The organism is Siccibacter colletis (genome assembly GCF_025914095.1).
Classification (GTDB): Bacteria; Pseudomonadota; Gammaproteobacteria; order Enterobacterales; family Enterobacteriaceae; genus Siccibacter; species Siccibacter colletis.
Genome location: NZ_CP074352.1, coordinates 3,003,367 through 3,020,821, shown reverse-complemented (window position 1 = coordinate 3,020,821; position 17,455 = coordinate 3,003,367). Strand labels below are relative to the sequence as shown.

Below are 17,455 nucleotides of genomic sequence, written 5' to 3'. Positions count from 1 at the left end.
TTCTGGTTGTAGTGTAGAATGCGGCGTTTCAGACCACAGACAGCCACAGACAGAAGGCTCGAACTGCGCGTTGCGCGAAGCCCTGAAGGCACACGTAAGGCATAAAACTCCAAAATATGAAGAACATACGTAACTTTTCCATTATTGCCCATATCGACCACGGTAAATCGACGCTGTCTGACCGTATCATTCAGCTGTGCGGTGGCTTGTCCGATCGTGAAATGGCGGCGCAGGTTCTTGATTCGATGGATCTGGAGCGCGAGCGTGGCATCACCATCAAAGCGCAGAGCGTTACCCTCGACTATAAAGCGGCTGACGGTGAAACCTACCAGCTGAACTTCATCGACACTCCGGGCCACGTTGACTTCTCCTATGAAGTATCCCGTTCACTGGCGGCCTGTGAAGGCGCGCTGCTGGTGGTAGATGCCGGGCAGGGCGTAGAAGCCCAGACCCTGGCTAACTGCTACACCGCGATGGAGATGGACCTGGAAGTGGTGCCGGTTCTGAACAAAATCGACCTGCCGGCGGCCGATCCGGAGCGCGTGGCGGAAGAGATCGAAGACATCGTCGGTATCGATGCTGCCGACGCGGTGCGCTGCTCGGCGAAAACCGGCGTTGGCGTGCAGGACGTGCTTGAGCGTCTGGTCCGCGACATCCCTGGCCCGGAAGGCGATCCGGATGGCCCGCTGCAGGCGCTGATCATCGACTCCTGGTTTGATAACTACCTGGGCGTCGTCTCGCTGGTGCGTATTAAAAACGGCACCATGCGTAAAGGCGACAAAATCAAAGTGATGAGTACCGGACAGGTCTATAACGCCGATCGTCTGGGCATCTTCACCCCGAAACAGGTTGACCGTACCGAGCTGAAATGCGGCGAGGTAGGCTGGCTGGTGTGCGCCATCAAAGACATTCTTGGTGCCCCGGTGGGCGACACCCTGACCCAGGCGCGTAACCCGGCGGATAAAGCGCTGCCAGGCTTCAAAAAAGTGAAGCCGCAGGTCTACGCTGGTCTGTTCCCGGTCAGCTCGGACGACTATGAAAACTTCCGTGATGCGCTCGGCAAGCTGAGCCTCAACGACGCTTCCCTGTTTTACGAGCCGGAAAGCTCCACGGCGCTCGGCTTCGGCTTCCGCTGCGGCTTCCTCGGCCTGCTGCACATGGAGATCATCCAGGAGCGTCTGGAGCGTGAATACGATCTCGACCTCATCACCACTGCGCCGACGGTAGTGTATGAAGTGGAAACCACCAGTAAAGAGGTGGTGTATGTCGACAGCCCGTCCAAGCTGCCACCGCTGAACAACATCGAAGAGCTGCGCGAGCCAATCGCCGAGTGTCACATGCTGCTGCCGCAGGAGTATCTGGGCAACGTGATGACCCTGTGCGTGGAGAAACGCGGCGTGCAGACCAACATGGTTTACCACGGTAACCAGGTGGCGCTGACTTACGAAATCCCAATGGCGGAAGTGGTGCTCGACTTCTTCGACCGTCTGAAGTCCACCTCCCGCGGCTACGCGTCGCTGGATTACAACTTCAAGCGCTTCCATGCCTCGAACATGGTGCGCGTGGACGTGCTGATCAACGGCGAGCGCGTCGATGCGCTGGCGCTGATCACCCACAACGACAACGCCCCGTACCGCGGTCGCGAGCTGGTTGAGAAGATGAAAGATCTGATCCCACGCCAGCAGTTTGATATCGCGATTCAGGCTGCCATCGGCAACCACATCATTGCCCGCTCGACGGTGAAACAGCTGCGTAAAAACGTACTCGCCAAGTGCTACGGCGGTGACGTCAGCCGTAAGAAGAAACTGTTGCAGAAACAGAAAGAAGGTAAGAAACGTATGAAGCAGGTCGGTAACGTCGAACTGCCGCAGGAAGCGTTCCTCGCCATCTTACACGTCGGTAAAGACGGTAAATAATTAAGGAGTAGTCATGGCGAATTTGTTCGCGCTGATTCTGGTTATTGCGACGCTGGTAACGGGCATCCTGTGGTGCCTGGATAAGTTTGTTTTTGCCCCGAAACGTCGTGAGCGCCAGGCGGCGGCGCAGGCTGCCGCAGGTGGGGCGCTGGATGAGAAAACCGTGAAGAAAGTCGGGCAGAAGCCCGGCTGGCTGGAAACGGGCGCATCGGTATTCCCGGTGCTGGCGCTGGTGCTGGTGGTGCGCTCGTTCATCTACGAGCCGTTCCAGATCCCGTCAGGCTCCATGATGCCGACGCTGCTTATCGGCGATTTCATCCTGGTGGAAAAATTCGCCTACGGCATCAAGGATCCGCTGTACCAGAAAACGCTGATCGAAACCGGGCATCCGAAACGCGGCGATATCGCCGTGTTTAAATACCCGAACGATCCGCGCGTCAACTACATCAAGCGAGTCGTGGGTCTGCCGGGGGATCGCGTCAGCTACGATCCGTTCACCAAGCAGGTCACCATTGAGCCGAACTGCGCGTCAGGTCAGGCATGCGAAAGCGCACTGGCGGTGACCTATTCGGATGCGAAGCCGAGCGATTTCATTCAGACCTTCAGCTTTGCTGGCGGCGTTGAATCAAGCAAAGGCTTCTTCAACGTGCCGCAGGGTGAGAGCATGGATCAGGGCGTGCGCCTGGCGCAGCGTAACGAAACGCTGGGCGATGTGACGCACCGCATTCTGCTCAACCCGGAAGCGCAGGACAATGTGGGCGGCTACTTCCGCCAGACCCGCAGCCAGATCGCGACCTGGATCGTACCGCCGGGCTATTACTTCATGATGGGTGATAACCGCGACAACAGCGCCGACAGCCGCTACTGGGGCTTTGTGCCGGAGCAGAACCTGGTGGGTAAAGCTACGGCGATCTGGATGAGCTTCGAGAAGCAGGAAGGGGAGTGGCCGACCGGTCTGCGCCTCAACCGCATCGGCGGTATTCACTGATCTCCTGATTATTCCCGGTCACGCCCTCACGCGTTGACCGGGAATTTCATAATATGCCGTTGGCGCTTTTAAAATTATTTAGAATATAAATCTCGTCTGGCTAACGACATCCCCTCAGGTTCTGTATAGAATAATTTCCCGAAGTTTTTGGTTGGCCCCAAACGGGTGCCACGGCACACGAAACAGCGTTGATAGTTATCAGGTCTGTTCCGTGTGCTGAATAGTCGACGCATTCATTAACTGGTATCGCATGAACCCCATCGTAATTAATCGGCTCCAGCGCAAGCTGGGCTACACTTTTCAACATCAGGAGTTGTTGCAACAGGCATTGACCCATCGCAGCGCCAGCAGTAAGCACAACGAGCGGCTGGAATTCCTGGGTGACTCCATTCTCAGTTACGTTATCGCCAATGCGCTTTACCACCGCTTCCCGCGCGTGGATGAGGGCGACATGAGCCGTATGCGCGCCACGCTGGTGCGCGGCAATACGCTGGCGGAAATTGCGCGTGAATTTGAACTGGGTGAATGTCTGCGTCTTGGTCCGGGCGAACTGAAAAGCGGCGGTTTTCGTCGTGAATCGATTCTCGCCGACACCGTGGAAGCATTAATCGGTGGGGTGTTCCTCGACAGCGATATCAATACCGTTGAGCGTCTGATCCTGAGCTGGTATCAGACCCGTCTGGATGAAATCAGTCCGGGCGATAAGCAAAAAGATCCGAAAACGCGTTTGCAGGAATATCTGCAGGGCCGCCATCTGCCGCTGCCATCCTATCTGGTGGTCCAGGTGCGAGGCGAAGCCCACGATCAGGAATTTACTATCCACTGCCAGGTGAGTGGCCTCAGCGAACCAGTGGTTGGCACGGGTTCCAGCCGCCGTAAAGCGGAGCAGGCAGCCGCTGAACAGGCACTTAAAAAACTGGAGCTGGAATGAGCGACGAAAAGAGTTATAGCGGGTTTATCGCCATTGTTGGCCGCCCGAACGTAGGGAAATCCACCCTGCTGAATAAACTGCTGGGGCAGAAAGTCTCCATCACTTCGCGTAAAGCGCAGACCACCCGCCACCGTATCGTCGGTATTCATACCGAAGGCGCGTATCAGGCCATTTATGTTGATACCCCCGGCCTGCATATGGAAGAGAAGCGCGCCATTAACCGCCTGATGAACAAAGCGGCGAGCAGCTCCATCGCTGACGTGCAGCTGGTGATTTTTGTGGTGGAAGGCACGCGCTGGACCGCCGACGACGAGATGGTGCTGAACAAGCTGCGCGACAGCAAAGCGCCGGTCATCCTCGCGGTGAATAAAGTGGACAACGTGCAGGAGAAAGCGGATCTGCTGCCGCACCTGCAGTTCCTCGGCGCGCAGATGAACTTCCTCGATATCGTCCCGCTCTCTGCCGAAACCGGCGTGAACGTCGATACCATCGCGGCCATCGTGCGTAAGCACCTGCCGGAATCCGAGCATCACTTCCCGGAAGATTACATCACTGACCGTTCACAGCGCTTTATGGCCTCGGAAATCATCCGCGAGAAGCTGATGCGCTTCCTCGGGGCCGAGCTGCCGTATTCGGTCACCGTTGAGATCGAACGCTTCCAGACCAACGAGCGCGGTGGGTATGACATCCACGGCCTGATCCTCGTTGAGCGTGAAGGGCAGAAGAAGATGGTGATTGGCAACAAAGGCGCCAAGATCAAAACCATCGGCATTGAAGCCCGTAAAGACATGGAAGAGATGTTCGACAACAGCGTTTATCTTGAGCTGTGGGTCAAGGTTAAATCCGGCTGGGCTGACGACGAGCGCGCCCTGCGCAGTCTCGGCTACGGCGAAGACCGCTAAGGTCATGCCGGATGGAAGGCTGGCAACGCGCCTTCGTACTGCACAGTCGCCCCTGGAGCGAAACCAGCCTGATGCTCGATCTCTTTACCGAAGAGTCGGGCCGCATCAGGCTGATAGCCAAGGGCGCTCGCGCTAAGCGTTCAAGTCTCAAAGGCACGTTACAGCCCTTCACACCCTTGCTGGTGCGTTTTGGCGGGCGCGGGGAAGTCAAAACCCTGCGCAGCGCTGAAGCAGTCTCCCTGGCACTTCCTCTCAGCGGCATCGCGCTCTACAGCGGTCTGTATGTTAACGAACTTATCGCCCGCGTGCTGGAGCCGGAAACCCGTTTTTCCGAGCTGTTCTTCGACTATCTCCACTGCATTCAGGCCTTAGCCGGTGCCACCGGATCGCCGGAGCCAGCCCTGCGCCGCTTTGAGCTGGCGCTGCTCGGCCACCTGGGATACGGCGTCGATTTCCTGCACTGTGCCGGGAGCGGCGATGAGGTAGCCGATGAGATGACCTACCGCTATCGGGAAGAGAAAGGGTTTATCGCCAGTCTGGTGGTCGATAACGCGACCTTTACCGGCAGCCAGCTCAAAGCCCTGGCCAGTCGCGAATTTCCCGATATGGATCGGCTGCGGGCCGCCAAACGCTTTACGCGTATCGCCCTTAAACCCTATCTCGGCGGCAAGCCCTTGAAGAGCCGGGAATTGTTCCGCCAGTTTGTACCAAAAAGGACGGCGCGATAGTCAGCCTTTCCGGCAAACGTGTACACTGGCGGCAGAACACCACACTGATAAGCCTCTCAGAAGGCGACGTTTACTTACGAGGATAGTCATGGCTGCATTGCTGTTAGGCGTTAACATCGACCACATTGCCACGCTGCGTAACGCCCGTGGTACCGCTTATCCCGATCCGGTTCAGGCCGCCTTTATCGCTGAGCAGGCCGGTGCGGATGGTATTACCGTTCACCTGCGTGAAGATCGCCGCCACATTACCGATCGCGATGTGCGCGTGCTGCGCCAGACCCTCGACACCCGCATGAACCTGGAGATGGCCGTTACCGAAGAGATGCTGACCATCGCCTGCGACACAAAGCCACATTTCTGCTGCCTGGTGCCGGAGAAGCGTCAGGAAGTCACCACTGAAGGCGGTCTCGACGTGGCGGGCCAGCTCGACAAAATGCGTGATGCCTGCCAGCGTCTGGCGGATGCCGGGATTCTGGTGTCGCTGTTTATCGATGCTGACCACGCGCAGATCGATGCCGCCGTCGCCGCTGGCGCGCCGTACATCGAAATTCATACCGGCTGCTATGCCGATGCCGTCGATGAGGCCGCGCAGGCCCGCGAGCTGGCGCGCATCGCCGCCGCTGCAACCTACGCTGCCAGCAAAGGCCTGAAGGTGAATGCCGGCCACGGCCTGACCTACCACAACGTCCAGCCCATCGCAGCGCTGCCGGAAATGCACGAGCTGAATATCGGTCACGCCATTATTGGTCGCGCGGTGATGAGCGGCCTGAAAGAGGCGGTGGCTGAGATGAAACGCCTGATGCTGGACGCGCGTCGCTGATGGCGATCCTCGGCCTGGGTACCGATATCGTGGAGATCGCCCGCATCGAGGCAGTGATCTCCCGCTCCGGCGATCGTCTGGCGCAGCGCGTGCTGAGCGACTATGAGTGGACGCAGTATCAGGCGCATCAGCAACCGGTACGCTTCCTGGCTAAACGCTTTGCGGTGAAAGAGGCGGCGGCAAAAGCCTTTGGTACCGGCATTCGTAACGGGCTGGCGTTTAATCAGTTCGAAGTGTTTAACGACGCGCTGGGGAAACCGCGGCTGCGGCTGCGCGATGAAGCGGAACGGCTGGCGGAACAGATGGGCGTGAAATCGGTACACGTCACCCTTGCCGATGAGCGCCACTACGCCTGCGCCACGGTGATTATCGAAAGTTAAATTTTATCGGCGTGATGCAGCTGAACGAACTTGTCCCACAGCTGCTCGTCGTTCTCGACGTGCGCCGGATCTTTCAGAATGGTATTGGGGATCGGGCAGACTTTCTGGCAGGTCGGGGTGTCGTAATGACCCACGCACTCGGTACAGCGGTAAGCGTTGATTTCGTAGATGCTGTCTCCCATAGAGATCGCCTCGTTCGGGCACTCCGGCTCGCACATATCGCAGTTGATGCATTTCTTTGTGATAAGCAACGCCATTGGGAAATTCTCAAAACAACACAAACAGGGCGGGCATTATACGCCCATTCCCCCGTCAGACCAGTTTTTTTACCAGTGCCTCGCTGTGGCGGATACGCTCCGGCGCGTGCTCCAGATCCTGCTGCACCAGCGCCATAAACAGAAGATCCGCCAGCATCATCTGGGCGCTGGAGGAAGAGATGGCCGCGCTGCGCGTCGCCAGCTCCTCGGCGATGGTATAGAGACAGTGGGTCGCCCGCTGCTGCAGCGCATTCGGGCTGAAGCCAGTGATCGCCAGCACCCGCGCATTGGCGCGCAGCGCTTCATCCGCCGCGAGGTTGATTTCACGCCGCTCACCGGAGTAGGAGATCGCCAGCAGCACGTCGTCCGCCTCCATCGCCTGCACGGTTGCCAGCAAGGCGTGCATGTCCAGCTCCGCGACGGCGTTCAGACCGATCTTCATCAGCTTCCACGAGAAATTTTTTGCCACCAGCCCGGAGGCACCAATACCGGTGATCAGAATACGGCGCGCGTTGCGCAGCAGCATCACGCTGGTCAGCAGTTTCTCTTCGCTGTTGATGTCCAGCGAAGCCAGCATCGCCGCATAGTTATCCTGGATCAGTTTCTCCCCCACCAGACGCAGCGGATCGTCGCCCAGGATCTGGTTGTGCACCGGCACCGAATGCGGGGTCGGCGAACTGGCCAGCGCCTCGCTGATGGCCAGTTTCAGCGCCGGAAATCCTTTAAAGCCAAGCTTCTGGGAAAACTTCACCACGCTCGACTGGCTGACGCCCGCCTCGACGGCAAGCTGCTGGGAGCTGAGATGACGCGCTGCTTCCGGATTTTCCAGAATGTAGTCCGCCAGCTTCTGGTCACTCTGTGCCAGCGTTGGATAGCGCTGGCGGATACGAATTAAGCAGTTCACGGATCGCTCCCCGGCAAATGTGATCGTCGACATAAAGGCGTGAAATTAACTCGCCCGATTGAATTTTATATTCCATTATAGCGTGGTTATTATGAATTAAATATTCAGAGGTGCAATATGAATCTCGGCTCGCTGGTTTCTGAATCCCGGAACCCGGACACCATGGATCTCGACTCGCTTTCCACCCGGGAACTGGTTGAGTGTTTTAACCGACAGGATGCGCAGGTCGCCGATGCGGTACGCGCCACGCTACCCGAGGTGGCAAAGGCGGTGGATGCCGCCGCCGCCGCGCTCGCCGCAGGCGGACGCATTATTTATATGGGGGCGGGCACCAGCGGTCGCCTCGGCGTGCTGGACGCGTCCGAATGCCCACCGACCTTCGGCGTGCCGCATGGCGTGGTGATCGGCCTGATCGCCGGTGGCCCCGGTGCGCTGCTTAAAGCGGTGGAAGGGGCGGAGGACGATCCGGCGCTCGGCAAAGCAGATTTACAGGCGCTGGGCCTGACGCCGCAGGATCTGGTGGTCGGGCTGGCCGCCTCGGGCCGCACCCCGTACGTTATCGGCGGGCTTGAATTTGCAAAGGCTGAAGGCTGCACCACGGTAGCCATCTCCTGTAATCCGGCGTCGCCCATCGCCAGTATCGCCCGAATCGCTATTTCGCCGGTGGTTGGCCCGGAAGCGCTCACCGGCTCGACGCGTCTGAAGTCCGGCACCGCCCAGAAGCTGGTGCTGAATATGATCTCCACCGGGGCGATGGTGAAGTGGGGCAAGGTCTGGCAGAACCTGATGGTGGATATGAAAGCCACCAACGTGAAGCTGGTGGACCGCGCCTGTCGCATGGTGATGGAAGCCACCGGCGTGGCGCGCGACGAGGCGCAGACGGTGCTGGAGCAGACCGGCTACGACGTGAAGCCCGCTATCCTGATGATCCTCAGCGGTCTGGATGCGGAAACGGCGCGGGCGCGGCTGGCACAGCACAACGGCTTTTTACGCGCGGCCTTAGCGCAACAATAACGGGGGCGTCATGGACAAAACCTCAGCGCTGGCCAGCGGTATTCTGCTGGGCGTCGGCGGGCAGGGCAATATTCACCGGCTGGAAAACTGCATGACGCGCGTGCGCCTGGAAGTGCATGACGACGCGCGGCTGGATATTGCCGCGCTGAAAGCGCTGCCCGGCGTTAGTGGCTACGTGAAGCAGGGGGCGCAACATCAGCTGATTGTTGGCCCTGGCCGGGCGGCGCAGGTGGTGGATGCCATGCGCGCCGCGATGCAGCAGAGCGCTGCACCGCGTGAGGTTGACGCCATCGCGCAGAGCAAAGCCCAGGCGAAAGCGCGCTATAAAGCGCCGATGAGCGATGCCCTGCGCCAGCTTGCCAACGTCTTTATCCCGCTGATCCCGGCGTTCATCGCCTCGGGTCTGATCACCGGCATCATCAACATTCTCAAACGCCCGGACATCGTTGGCGACGTCGCCACCCAGTACCCCAACGTCCTCGGCCTGCTGGGCATTTTCGGCAGCGCGGTATTTGCCATCATGAATATTCTGGTGGGGGTTAACGCCGCACGGGTATTCGGTGGCTCAATGGCGATGGGCGGCGTGATGGCGGGCATTCTCTCCAGCCCGCAGCTGGCGCAGATCACCCTGTTCGGCGAGGCCTTACAGCCCGGACGCGGCGGGGTGATCGCGGTGCTGCTGGTGGTGGCCCTGATGTGCTGGATTGAGAAGCGGCTGCGCGAGCGCCTGCCCGGCTCGATTGAGCTGATCCTTAACCCGCTGCTGACTACGCTGATTACCGCCACGGTGGCGATTGTCGCGCTGCAGCCGCTGGGCGGTTGGATCTCCGATGCCATCGCCCACGGCGCGACGCTGGCCATCGACCAGGGCGGCCTGCTGGTGGGCGGACTGCTGGCCGGCACCTTCCTGCCGCTGGTGCTCACCGGGCTGCATCAGGGGCTGGTGCCGATCCACGTCGAGCTGGTACAGGCCCACGGCGTCAACGCGCTGTTGCCGGTGCTGGCGATGGCGGGCGTCGGGCAGATTGGCGCTGCCGTGGCGGTGCTGATGAAAACCCGCAATGCGCGTCTGAAAAAGGTGATTAAGGGCGCGCTGCCGGTGGGGCTGCTGGGCGTCGGCGAACCGCTGATCTTTGGCGTCACGCTCCCGCTCGGTAAACCGTTTCTCGGTGCCTGCCTCGGCGGTGCCGTTGGCGGGGCGCTGATCAGCTATTTCAAAGTCGCAACGGTCGTCACTTTTGGTATTTCGGGCCTGCCGCTGGCGTTAACCATCGTAACCGGAAAAGTTGCCATCTATCTGTTAGGCTATTTAGTAGCAGTAGCCGCAGGATTTCTTTTCACATGGTTCCTTGGCTTTAACGATCCAGAGGAGTGAGGTTTGTCTCAGAACGCGCGTCGGGTAGTTTTTTTCGATTTGGATGGCACGCTGCATCAGCAGGATATGTTCGGCACGTTTATGCGCTATCTGCTGCGTCATCAGCCGCTTAATGTGCTGCTCGTTATCCCGTTGCTGCCGGTGATTGGCGCGGGGCTGTTGATTAAGGGGCGTGCCGCGCGCTGGCCGATGAGCCTGCTGTTGTGGGGCTGTACCTTCGGGCACAGCGAAGCGCGGCTCAAGGCGCTGGAAAAAAGCTTTGTCGCCTGGTTCCGCACCCACGTGAAAGCCTTTCCGGTGGTGCAGGCGCGCTTAACCGAATACCTTTCCAGCACCGATGCTGACGTCTGGCTGATCACCGGCTCCCCGATGCCGCTGGTCGAGCAGGTGTATGTGGATACGCCCTGGCTGCCGCGGGTAAACCTTATCGCCAGCCAGGTGACCCGCCGCTACGGCGGCTGGGTGCTGACCCTGCGCTGCCTCGGTCATGAAAAGGTGGCCCAGCTTGAGCAGCAGATCGGCACGCCGCTGCGCCTCTACAGCGGCTACAGCGACAGCAAGCAGGACAACCCGCTGCTCTACTTCTGCCAGCACCGCTGGCGCGTAACGCCGCAGGGTGAGCTTCAGCAACTGGAGTAAACGCGCGGTCTCTCCTGATGCGTTTCACTAAACATTATCGCTGTGTATAATGCGCCGCCTTTTGTAGCTCAGGAGTTATCTGTGTCAGACAGCGAATTTACCCACGAATACTGGATGCGCCACGCGCTCACCCTGGCGCAGCGTGCCTGGGACGAGGGGGAGGTGCCGGTCGGGGCTGTGCTGGTGCATAACAACCAGGTGATTGGCGAGGGCTGGAATCGCCCGATTGGCCGCCACGATCCTACCGCCCACGCCGAAATCATGGCGCTGCGTCAGGGCGGGCTGGTGCTGCAAAATTACCGTCTGCTGGATACCACGCTGTATGTCACGCTCGAACCCTGCGTCATGTGCGCGGGGGCGATGGTACACAGCCGTATCGGTCATCTGGTGTTTGGTGCGCGGGATGCGAAAACCGGCGCGGTCGGCTCGCTATTGGATGTGCCGGGCCATCCCGGCATGAACCACGTAATGCAGGTTACGGATGGGGTGCTGGCAGAAGCGTGTTCGGCCTTACTAAGTGAGTTCTTTCGAACGCGTCGTCTTGAGAAAAAGGCCCTAAAGGAAGCGGCCCGAAAGGCGGTTTGATCAGCTCCTGCGGACGCACAATCGGGTAATCCGCAGCGATTTTCTCCAGGCGGGCGGCCTGCTTCTCTTTCTCCATCAGATAGCCAACCAGGCTTATCTGATACTTACGAATATTTTCTACATAGGCGTAAGCCTCATGCCCGCGCGCGTAGCCGTAGGTCGTCTTGCTGTAGTAGGGCTTCAGGCTCAGCAGTGACAGGCGCTGTTTTACGTCAGCCCAGCTGTCGGGATTGCCTTTCTGCTTCGCCGTCAGCGCTCTGGCATCCAGCATATGGGCGTACCCCATATTGTAAGCCGCCAGCGCGAACCAGATGCGCTCCTCTTCCGGCACCGTCTCCGGCACCTTTTTCATCATATCGCTCAGGTAGCGCGCCCCGCCGCTGATGCTCTGCTCGGGATCGAGCCGGTCAGTCAGGCCGACGCTCTGTGCGGTATTACGCGTCAGCATCATCAGGCCGCGTACGCCGGTGGGGGAGGTGGCCTGCGGGTCCCAGTGCGACTCCTGATAGGAAATGGCGGCCAGCAGCTTCCAGTCGATGTCGGTAGCGTACTTCTCAAACAGCGGCTGCAGATCCGGCAGCAGCGTGTCCACGGCACGCAGGAAGCTGCGGGTATCTACGTAGTCAAAGTCGTTGCCGTGACCGAGGTACTTCTCCTCCAGCCGCGCCAGAGTGCCGTCTTCGTTAATGCGGTTGAAGAAATCCAGCATCGCTGCCGCCAGCGTATGGTCGCCGTCGCGCTGGGTATACCAGCTTACCGGCTGCTCATCGGTCATATCCAGCGCCACGGCCAGCTGGGGATGCACACGCTGGAACAGGTTCACCGCCACCGAGTCGGCAATGGTGTAGTCAATTTTACCTTCCAGCACCTGGCTTAACAGCGTGTTGCTGTTGCGCTGAGGATCGATGGTCCAGCTGAGGTCCGGGTATTTGCTCGCCCTGAGCTTTTCCAGCTCGTTAAGCGCCGTATGCCCCGGCGCGATCACCAGCTGGCCGGGCTTGATAGCGCCGGGGTTGCGCGGACGCAGGGAACCCACGCGGTAAACCAGCTGCTGCGAAACCGAATAGTAGGTCGGCCCCGGCTCGTAGTGCCGGGTTCGCTCCGGGTTGTACACCAGCCCGGCGGCGAGCACGTCGGCATCATTATTATCAAGATCGTCAAACAGCTCGTTGATGTTCTGGCGTGAGGTGATCTCAAGCTTCACGCCGAGATAGTCAGCAAACAGCTGCGCCAACTCGTAGTCGAGGCCGTAGGCTTTGCCGTTGATCGAGGTATAGATAAGCGGGGAGGGAACGGTACTGACGCGCAGTACGCCGCGAGACTTTATTTCCGCCAGCCGGTTTTCCGCGCCGCCAAACCAGGGGATAGCGGGCCACAAGGCTAACGCCAGCAGCAGAGACACGATGCAGATAAACAGATAATTAAGCTTTAATTTTTTCAATCAGTTAATTCTCTGCGGTGTATCGAGCCCCGGCGGTAATGTGTAGTGTTATAGGTATGGTTAATGACAATTTGAGCGGCATTTTGCTTAACAATGAGTCAGTTGGCAACTAATTAGAGCGATTGGCGACGGCATACGGACGAAACGGCGGGCGATTTTATTTCTACGCAAACGGTTTCGTCGGCGCGCCGTATTCTCTATAATGACGCCCGTTTTCCCCTGCGCCCACTGACAGCGCTGCGCTGGCGCTGCAAAGACGAGAGACTTATGATGGAAATTCTGCGTGGTTCGCCCGCCCTGTCTGCATTCCGTATCAACAAGCTGCTGGACCGTTTCACGGCACTCAACCTGCCGGTGACCTCGGTTTATGCGGAATACGTTCACTTTGCCGACCTTAATGCGCCACTCAGTGCGGATGAACACAGCCGCTTAGCCCGCCTGCTGCAGTATGGCCCGAGCCTCAGCAGCCATGAACCGCGCGGTACGCTGCTGCTGGTGACGCCGCGTCCGGGCACCATCTCTCCGTGGTCATCGAAAGCGACCGATATCGCCCATAACTGCGGTCTGGCGCAGATCAACCGCCTTGAGCGCGGCGTAGCCTGGTATGTCGTCGCCGACTCCCTGAACGATGCGCAGTGGCAGGCACTGGCCGGCGAGCTGCACGATCGCATGATGGAGAGCGTGTTCGGCTCGCTGAACGAGGCGCAGCAGCTGTTTGCTCATCACTCCCCGGCCCCGGTGCAGAGCGTGGATCTGCTGGGCCAGGGCCGCGAGGCGCTGATGGAGGCCAATGTGCGTCTCGGTCTTGCGCTGGCGGAAGATGAAATCGACTATCTCCAGGATGCTTTTACCCGTCTGGGGCGCAACCCGAACGATATCGAACTCTATATGTTCGCGCAGGCCAACTCTGAGCATTGCCGCCATAAGATCTTCAACGCCGACTGGATCATCGACGGCGAACAGCAGCCGAAGTCGCTGTTCAAAATGATCAAAAACACCTTCGAGAAAACCCCGGAGCACGTACTGTCGGCGTATAAAGACAACGCCGCGGTGATGGAAGGCTCCCCGGTGGGCCGCTTCTTTGCCGACCACAGCGCCGGGCGCTACGACTACCATCAGGAAGAGGCGCACATCCTGATGAAAGTGGAAACCCATAACCACCCGACCGCCATCTCTCCGTGGCCGGGTGCTGCCACCGGCTCCGGCGGCGAGATCCGCGATGAAGGTGCCACCGGACGCGGTGCCAAACCGAAAGCCGGGCTGGTGGGCTTCTCGGTCTCCAACCTGCGTATCCCGGGCTTCGAACAGCCGTGGGAAGAGGATTTCGGTAAGCCGGAACGCATCGTTACCGCGCTGGATATCATGACCGACGGCCCGCTGGGCGGCGCGGCGTTTAATAACGAATTTGGTCGTCCGGCCCTGACCGGCTACTTCCGTACCTACGAAGAAAAAGTCACTAGCCACAATGGCGAAGAGCTGCGCGGCTATCACAAGCCGGTGATGCTGGCGGGCGGTATCGGCAACATTCGCGGCGAGCACGTCAGGAAGGGCGACATTACCGTCGGCGCGAAGCTGATCGTACTGGGCGGCCCGGCGATGAACATCGGTCTCGGCGGCGGGGCGGCCTCCTCAATGGCGTCTGGTCAGTCCGATGCGGATTTAGATTTTGCCTCGGTACAGCGCGACAACCCGGAAATGGAACGTCGCTGTCAGGAAGTGATCGACCGCTGCTGGCAGCTGGGCGATGCCAACCCGATTCTGTTTATTCATGACGTTGGTGCCGGCGGCCTCTCTAACGCCATGCCGGAGCTGGTGAGCGATGGCGGCCGCGGCGGGCGCTTCGAGCTGCGCGACATCCTCAACGACGAGCCGGGCATGAGCCCGCTGGAAGTGTGGTGTAACGAATCCCAGGAGCGCTACGTGCTGGCGGTGGCGCCGGAGCAGCTGGCGCTATTCGACGAGCTGTGCCGCCGCGAGCGCGCACCTTACGCGGTGATCGGTGAAGCCACCGAAGAACTGCACCTGACCCTCAACGACAGCCACTTCGACAACCAGCCGATCGACATGCCGCTGGACGTGCTGCTGGGTAAAGCCCCGAAGATGACCCGCAACGTGACGCGCCAGCAGGCCAGCGGCCAGCCGCTTGAACGTAGCGGGATCACCATTGCGGAAGCGGTGAAGCGCGTGCTGCACCTCCCGACGGTGGCGGAGAAAACCTTCCTCGTCACCATCGGCGACCGTACCGTCACCGGCATGGTGGCGCGCGACCAGATGGTTGGTCCGTGGCAGGTGCCGGTTGCTAACTGTGCGGTAACCACCGCCAGCCTCGACAGCTACTACGGCGAAGCGATGTCGCTGGGCGAGCGCGCGCCAGTGGCGCTGCTCGACTTCGCGGCCTCTGCACGTCTGGCAGTTGGTGAAGCGCTGACCAACATCGCCGCTACGCAGATCGGCGACATCAAACGCATCAAGCTCTCGGCAAACTGGATGGCGGCAGCGGGCCATCCGGGCGAAGACGCCGGGCTGTATGAAGCGGTAAAAGCGGTGGGTGAAGAGCTCTGCCCGCAGCTTGGCCTGACCATTCCGGTGGGTAAAGACTCAATGTCGATGAAAACCCGCTGGCAGCAGGGCGACGAGCAGCGTGAGATGACCGCGCCGCTGTCGCTGGTGATCACCGCGTTTGCCCGCGTGGAAGACGTGCGCGCCACCGTAACGCCGCAGCTTGCCATCGAAGACAACGCCCTGCTGCTGATCGACCTCGGCAAAGGCCACAACGCGCTGGGGGCCACCGCGCTCTCTCAGGTGTGGCGTCAGCTGGGCGATAAGCCCGCAGACGTGCGTGACGTGCAGCAGCTGAAAGGCTTCTATAACGCCATGCAGGCGCTGGTAGCGGATCGCAAGCTGCTGGCCTGGCATGACCGCTCCGACGGCGGCCTGCTGGTCACCCTCGCAGAGATGGCCTTCGCGGGTCACTGCGGTGTTGAAGCAGACATCACCCGCCTCGGTGACGACGCGCTGGCAGCGCTGTTCAACGAAGAGCTGGGCGGCGTGATTCAGGTGCGTGCCGCCGATCGTCAGGCGGTGGAAGCGGTGCTGGACGCACACGGCCTCGCCGACTGCGTGCACTATCTCGGCAAGGCGGTAGCAGGGGATCGCTTCACGCTGACCGCGAGCGGCGACACCGTCTTCAGCGAGAGCCGCACCACGCTGCGCGTCTGGTGGGCGGAAACCACCTGGCAGATGCAGCGCCTGCGTGATAATCCGGCGTGCGCCGATCAGGAGCACGAGGCGAAATCCAACGACAGCGATCCGGGCCTTAACGTAAAGCTGTCGTTCGATATCAATGAAGACATCGCGGCACCTTACATCGCAAAAGGTGCGCGCCCGAAAGTAGCGGTGCTGCGCGAGCAGGGCGTTAACTCCCACGTGGAGATGGCTGCGGCGTTCCACCGTGCGGGCTTTGATGCCATCGACGTACACATGAGCGACCTGCTGGCCGGTCGTCGCGGTCTGGACGATGTCCAGGCGCTGGTGGCGTGCGGCGGCTTCTCCTACGGTGATGTGCTGGGTGCGGGCGAAGGCTGGGCAAAATCAATTCTGTTCAACGAGCGCGTGCGTGACGAGTTCCAGACGTTCTTCCACCGTCCGCAGACCCTGGCGCTGGGCGTGTGCAACGGCTGTCAGATGATGTCCAATCTGCGCGAGCTGATCCCGGGCAGCGACCTGTGGCCGCGCTTCGTGCGTAACCAGTCCGACCGCTTTGAAGCACGCTTCAGCCTGGTGGAAGTGACCTCCAGCCCGTCGCTGCTGCTGCAGGGGATGGTCGGGTCGCACATGCCGATCGCCGTTTCCCACGGCGAAGGGCTGGTAGAAGTGCGCGATGCGGCACACCTCGCCGCGCTGGAGAGCAAAGGCCTGGTGGCGCTGCGCTTCATCGATAACTTTGGGGCGGTGACCGAAACCTATCCGGCGAACCCGAACGGCTCGCCGAACGGGATCACGGCGGTGACCAGCGAAAGCGGGCGCGTCACCATCATGATGCCGCACCCGGAGCGCGTATTCCGCACCGTAGCGAACTCCTGGCATCCGGAAGAGTGGGGCGAGGACAGCCCGTGGATGCGTATCTTCCGTAACGCCCGCAAGCAGCTGGGCTAACCGGACAAGGGGAGCGAAACGCTCCCCTTTTTTATGCAGATCGCTATTTCTCTCGCTGCGTTCATGCTGTTACTTTTAATTTGTGATGTAACCCGCAAATGTGTCGGGAATTTGCGACAGCGCCAGTCAGTCACTGTCGCCAAAAGGTGACATTTAAGTTATTGATTTATAATGACTGCGCAAGGCGACGTTTGGAGTGTTGTTTTTTGACGACAGGCCGGTGAAAAAACGTGCGCGATCTTCGTGGCTCGATTTAATCAATAATCACTTTAATATCAGTTAATTATAATTGAATTTTCAAAAGTGGCACGCATCCTGCAAGATAATACTCAGTGGCTCATTCACCTTCTTATGTCAGACCCTTCGGGAGCGCTACATAAACCTCAGAATGACGCACAACAAGGTGCCTGCCGTCCAGCT

At 59.7% G+C, this 17,455-nt stretch carries 15 protein-coding genes; 12 read left to right on the top strand and 3 right to left on the bottom strand.

Annotation, left to right across the window (positions count from 1 at the left end; all coding sequences use genetic code 11):
- The first annotated feature begins 116 nt into the window (after positions 1–116).
- The 7 genes from lepA (at position 117) to acpS (ending at position 6,665) form a co-directional block, all read left to right on the top strand.
- Positions 117–1,916: a translation elongation factor 4 gene (gene lepA, locus KFZ77_RS14560; RefSeq protein ID WP_264384595.1), complete on the top strand. Its 1,800-nt coding sequence runs from the start codon at positions 117–119 to the stop codon at positions 1,914–1,916.
- A 13-nt stretch (positions 1,917–1,929) separates the two neighbouring features.
- Positions 1,930–2,904, top strand: a complete 975-nt coding sequence (gene lepB / locus KFZ77_RS14555) for a signal peptidase I (RefSeq protein ID WP_264384594.1) — start codon at positions 1,930–1,932, stop codon at positions 2,902–2,904.
- 250 nt (positions 2,905–3,154) lie between these two features.
- On the top strand, positions 3,155–3,835 hold the full coding sequence (gene rnc / locus KFZ77_RS14550; protein ID WP_031520258.1) for a ribonuclease III: 681 nt from the start codon (positions 3,155–3,157) through the stop codon (positions 3,833–3,835).
- The gene (era, locus tag KFZ77_RS14545; RefSeq protein WP_031520259.1) at positions 3,832–4,737 is read left to right on the top strand and encodes a GTPase Era; all 906 of its coding nucleotides are present in this window, start codon (positions 3,832–3,834) and stop codon (positions 4,735–4,737) included. The genes rnc and era overlap by 4 nt, the downstream gene beginning before the upstream one ends.
- 11 nt (positions 4,738–4,748) lie before the next feature.
- Positions 4,749–5,465 (top strand): DNA repair protein RecO, encoded by a 717-nt coding sequence (gene recO / locus KFZ77_RS14540; RefSeq protein ID WP_264384593.1) that lies wholly within the window; start codon positions 4,749–4,751, stop codon positions 5,463–5,465.
- Between the two features lie 88 nt (positions 5,466–5,553).
- On the top strand, positions 5,554–6,285 hold the full coding sequence (gene pdxJ / locus KFZ77_RS14535) for a pyridoxine 5'-phosphate synthase (protein WP_264384592.1): 732 nt from the start codon (positions 5,554–5,556) through the stop codon (positions 6,283–6,285).
- Entirely contained in the window at positions 6,285–6,665 is a 381-nt protein-coding gene (gene acpS / locus KFZ77_RS14530) for a holo-ACP synthase (RefSeq protein WP_031520265.1), read from the top strand. The genes pdxJ and acpS overlap by 1 nt, the downstream gene beginning before the upstream one ends.
- Here the strand turns inward: acpS and KFZ77_RS14525 are convergent.
- Both KFZ77_RS14525 and KFZ77_RS14520 read right to left on the bottom strand, forming a co-directional pair.
- Positions 6,662–6,922 (bottom strand): YfhL family 4Fe-4S dicluster ferredoxin, encoded by a 261-nt coding sequence (locus tag KFZ77_RS14525; protein ID WP_264384591.1) that lies wholly within the window; start codon positions 6,920–6,922, stop codon positions 6,662–6,664. The two genes, acpS and KFZ77_RS14525, sit on opposite strands and share 4 nt — an antisense overlap.
- A gap of 55 nt (positions 6,923–6,977) precedes the next feature.
- A complete protein-coding gene (locus tag KFZ77_RS14520; RefSeq protein ID WP_031520269.1) occupies positions 6,978–7,826 on the bottom strand; it encodes a MurR/RpiR family transcriptional regulator in 849 nt (282 codons plus the stop codon).
- Between the two features lie 117 nt (positions 7,827–7,943).
- Between KFZ77_RS14520 and murQ the strand changes: the two genes are divergently transcribed.
- The 4 genes from murQ to tadA all read left to right on the top strand — a co-directional run bounded on the left by murQ (position 7,944) and on the right by tadA (position 11,439).
- Positions 7,944–8,840 carry an N-acetylmuramic acid 6-phosphate etherase gene (murQ, locus tag KFZ77_RS14515; RefSeq protein ID WP_264384590.1) on the top strand — a complete coding sequence of 299 codons (897 nt, stop codon included), beginning with the start codon at positions 7,944–7,946 and terminating at the stop codon, positions 8,838–8,840.
- Between the two features lie 10 nt (positions 8,841–8,850).
- Complete coding sequence (locus tag KFZ77_RS14510; RefSeq protein ID WP_264384589.1) at positions 8,851–10,215, top strand: PTS transporter subunit EIIC; 1,365 nt, start codon at positions 8,851–8,853, stop codon at positions 10,213–10,215.
- A gap of 3 nt (positions 10,216–10,218) precedes the next feature.
- Positions 10,219–10,854, top strand: coding sequence for a phosphatidylglycerophosphatase C (yfhb, locus tag KFZ77_RS14505; protein ID WP_264384588.1), 636 nt, complete (start codon positions 10,219–10,221; stop codon positions 10,852–10,854).
- 81 nt (positions 10,855–10,935) lie between these two features.
- Positions 10,936–11,439, top strand: coding sequence for a tRNA adenosine(34) deaminase TadA (tadA, locus tag KFZ77_RS14500; RefSeq protein ID WP_031520276.1), 504 nt, complete (start codon positions 10,936–10,938; stop codon positions 11,437–11,439).
- Here the strand turns inward: tadA and mltF are convergent.
- Positions 11,330–12,880 carry a membrane-bound lytic murein transglycosylase MltF gene (mltF, locus tag KFZ77_RS14495; protein ID WP_264384587.1) on the bottom strand — a complete coding sequence of 517 codons (1,551 nt, stop codon included), beginning with the start codon at positions 12,878–12,880 and terminating at the stop codon, positions 11,330–11,332. The two genes, tadA and mltF, sit on opposite strands and share 110 nt — an antisense overlap.
- Positions 12,881–13,147: 267 nt before the next feature.
- Here mltF and purL point away from each other — a divergent pair, with 267 nt between their 5' ends.
- Positions 13,148–17,035, top strand: a complete 3,888-nt coding sequence (gene purL / locus KFZ77_RS14490) for a phosphoribosylformylglycinamidine synthase (protein ID WP_264384586.1) — start codon at positions 13,148–13,150, stop codon at positions 17,033–17,035.
- Positions 17,036–17,455 lie beyond the last annotated feature (420 nt).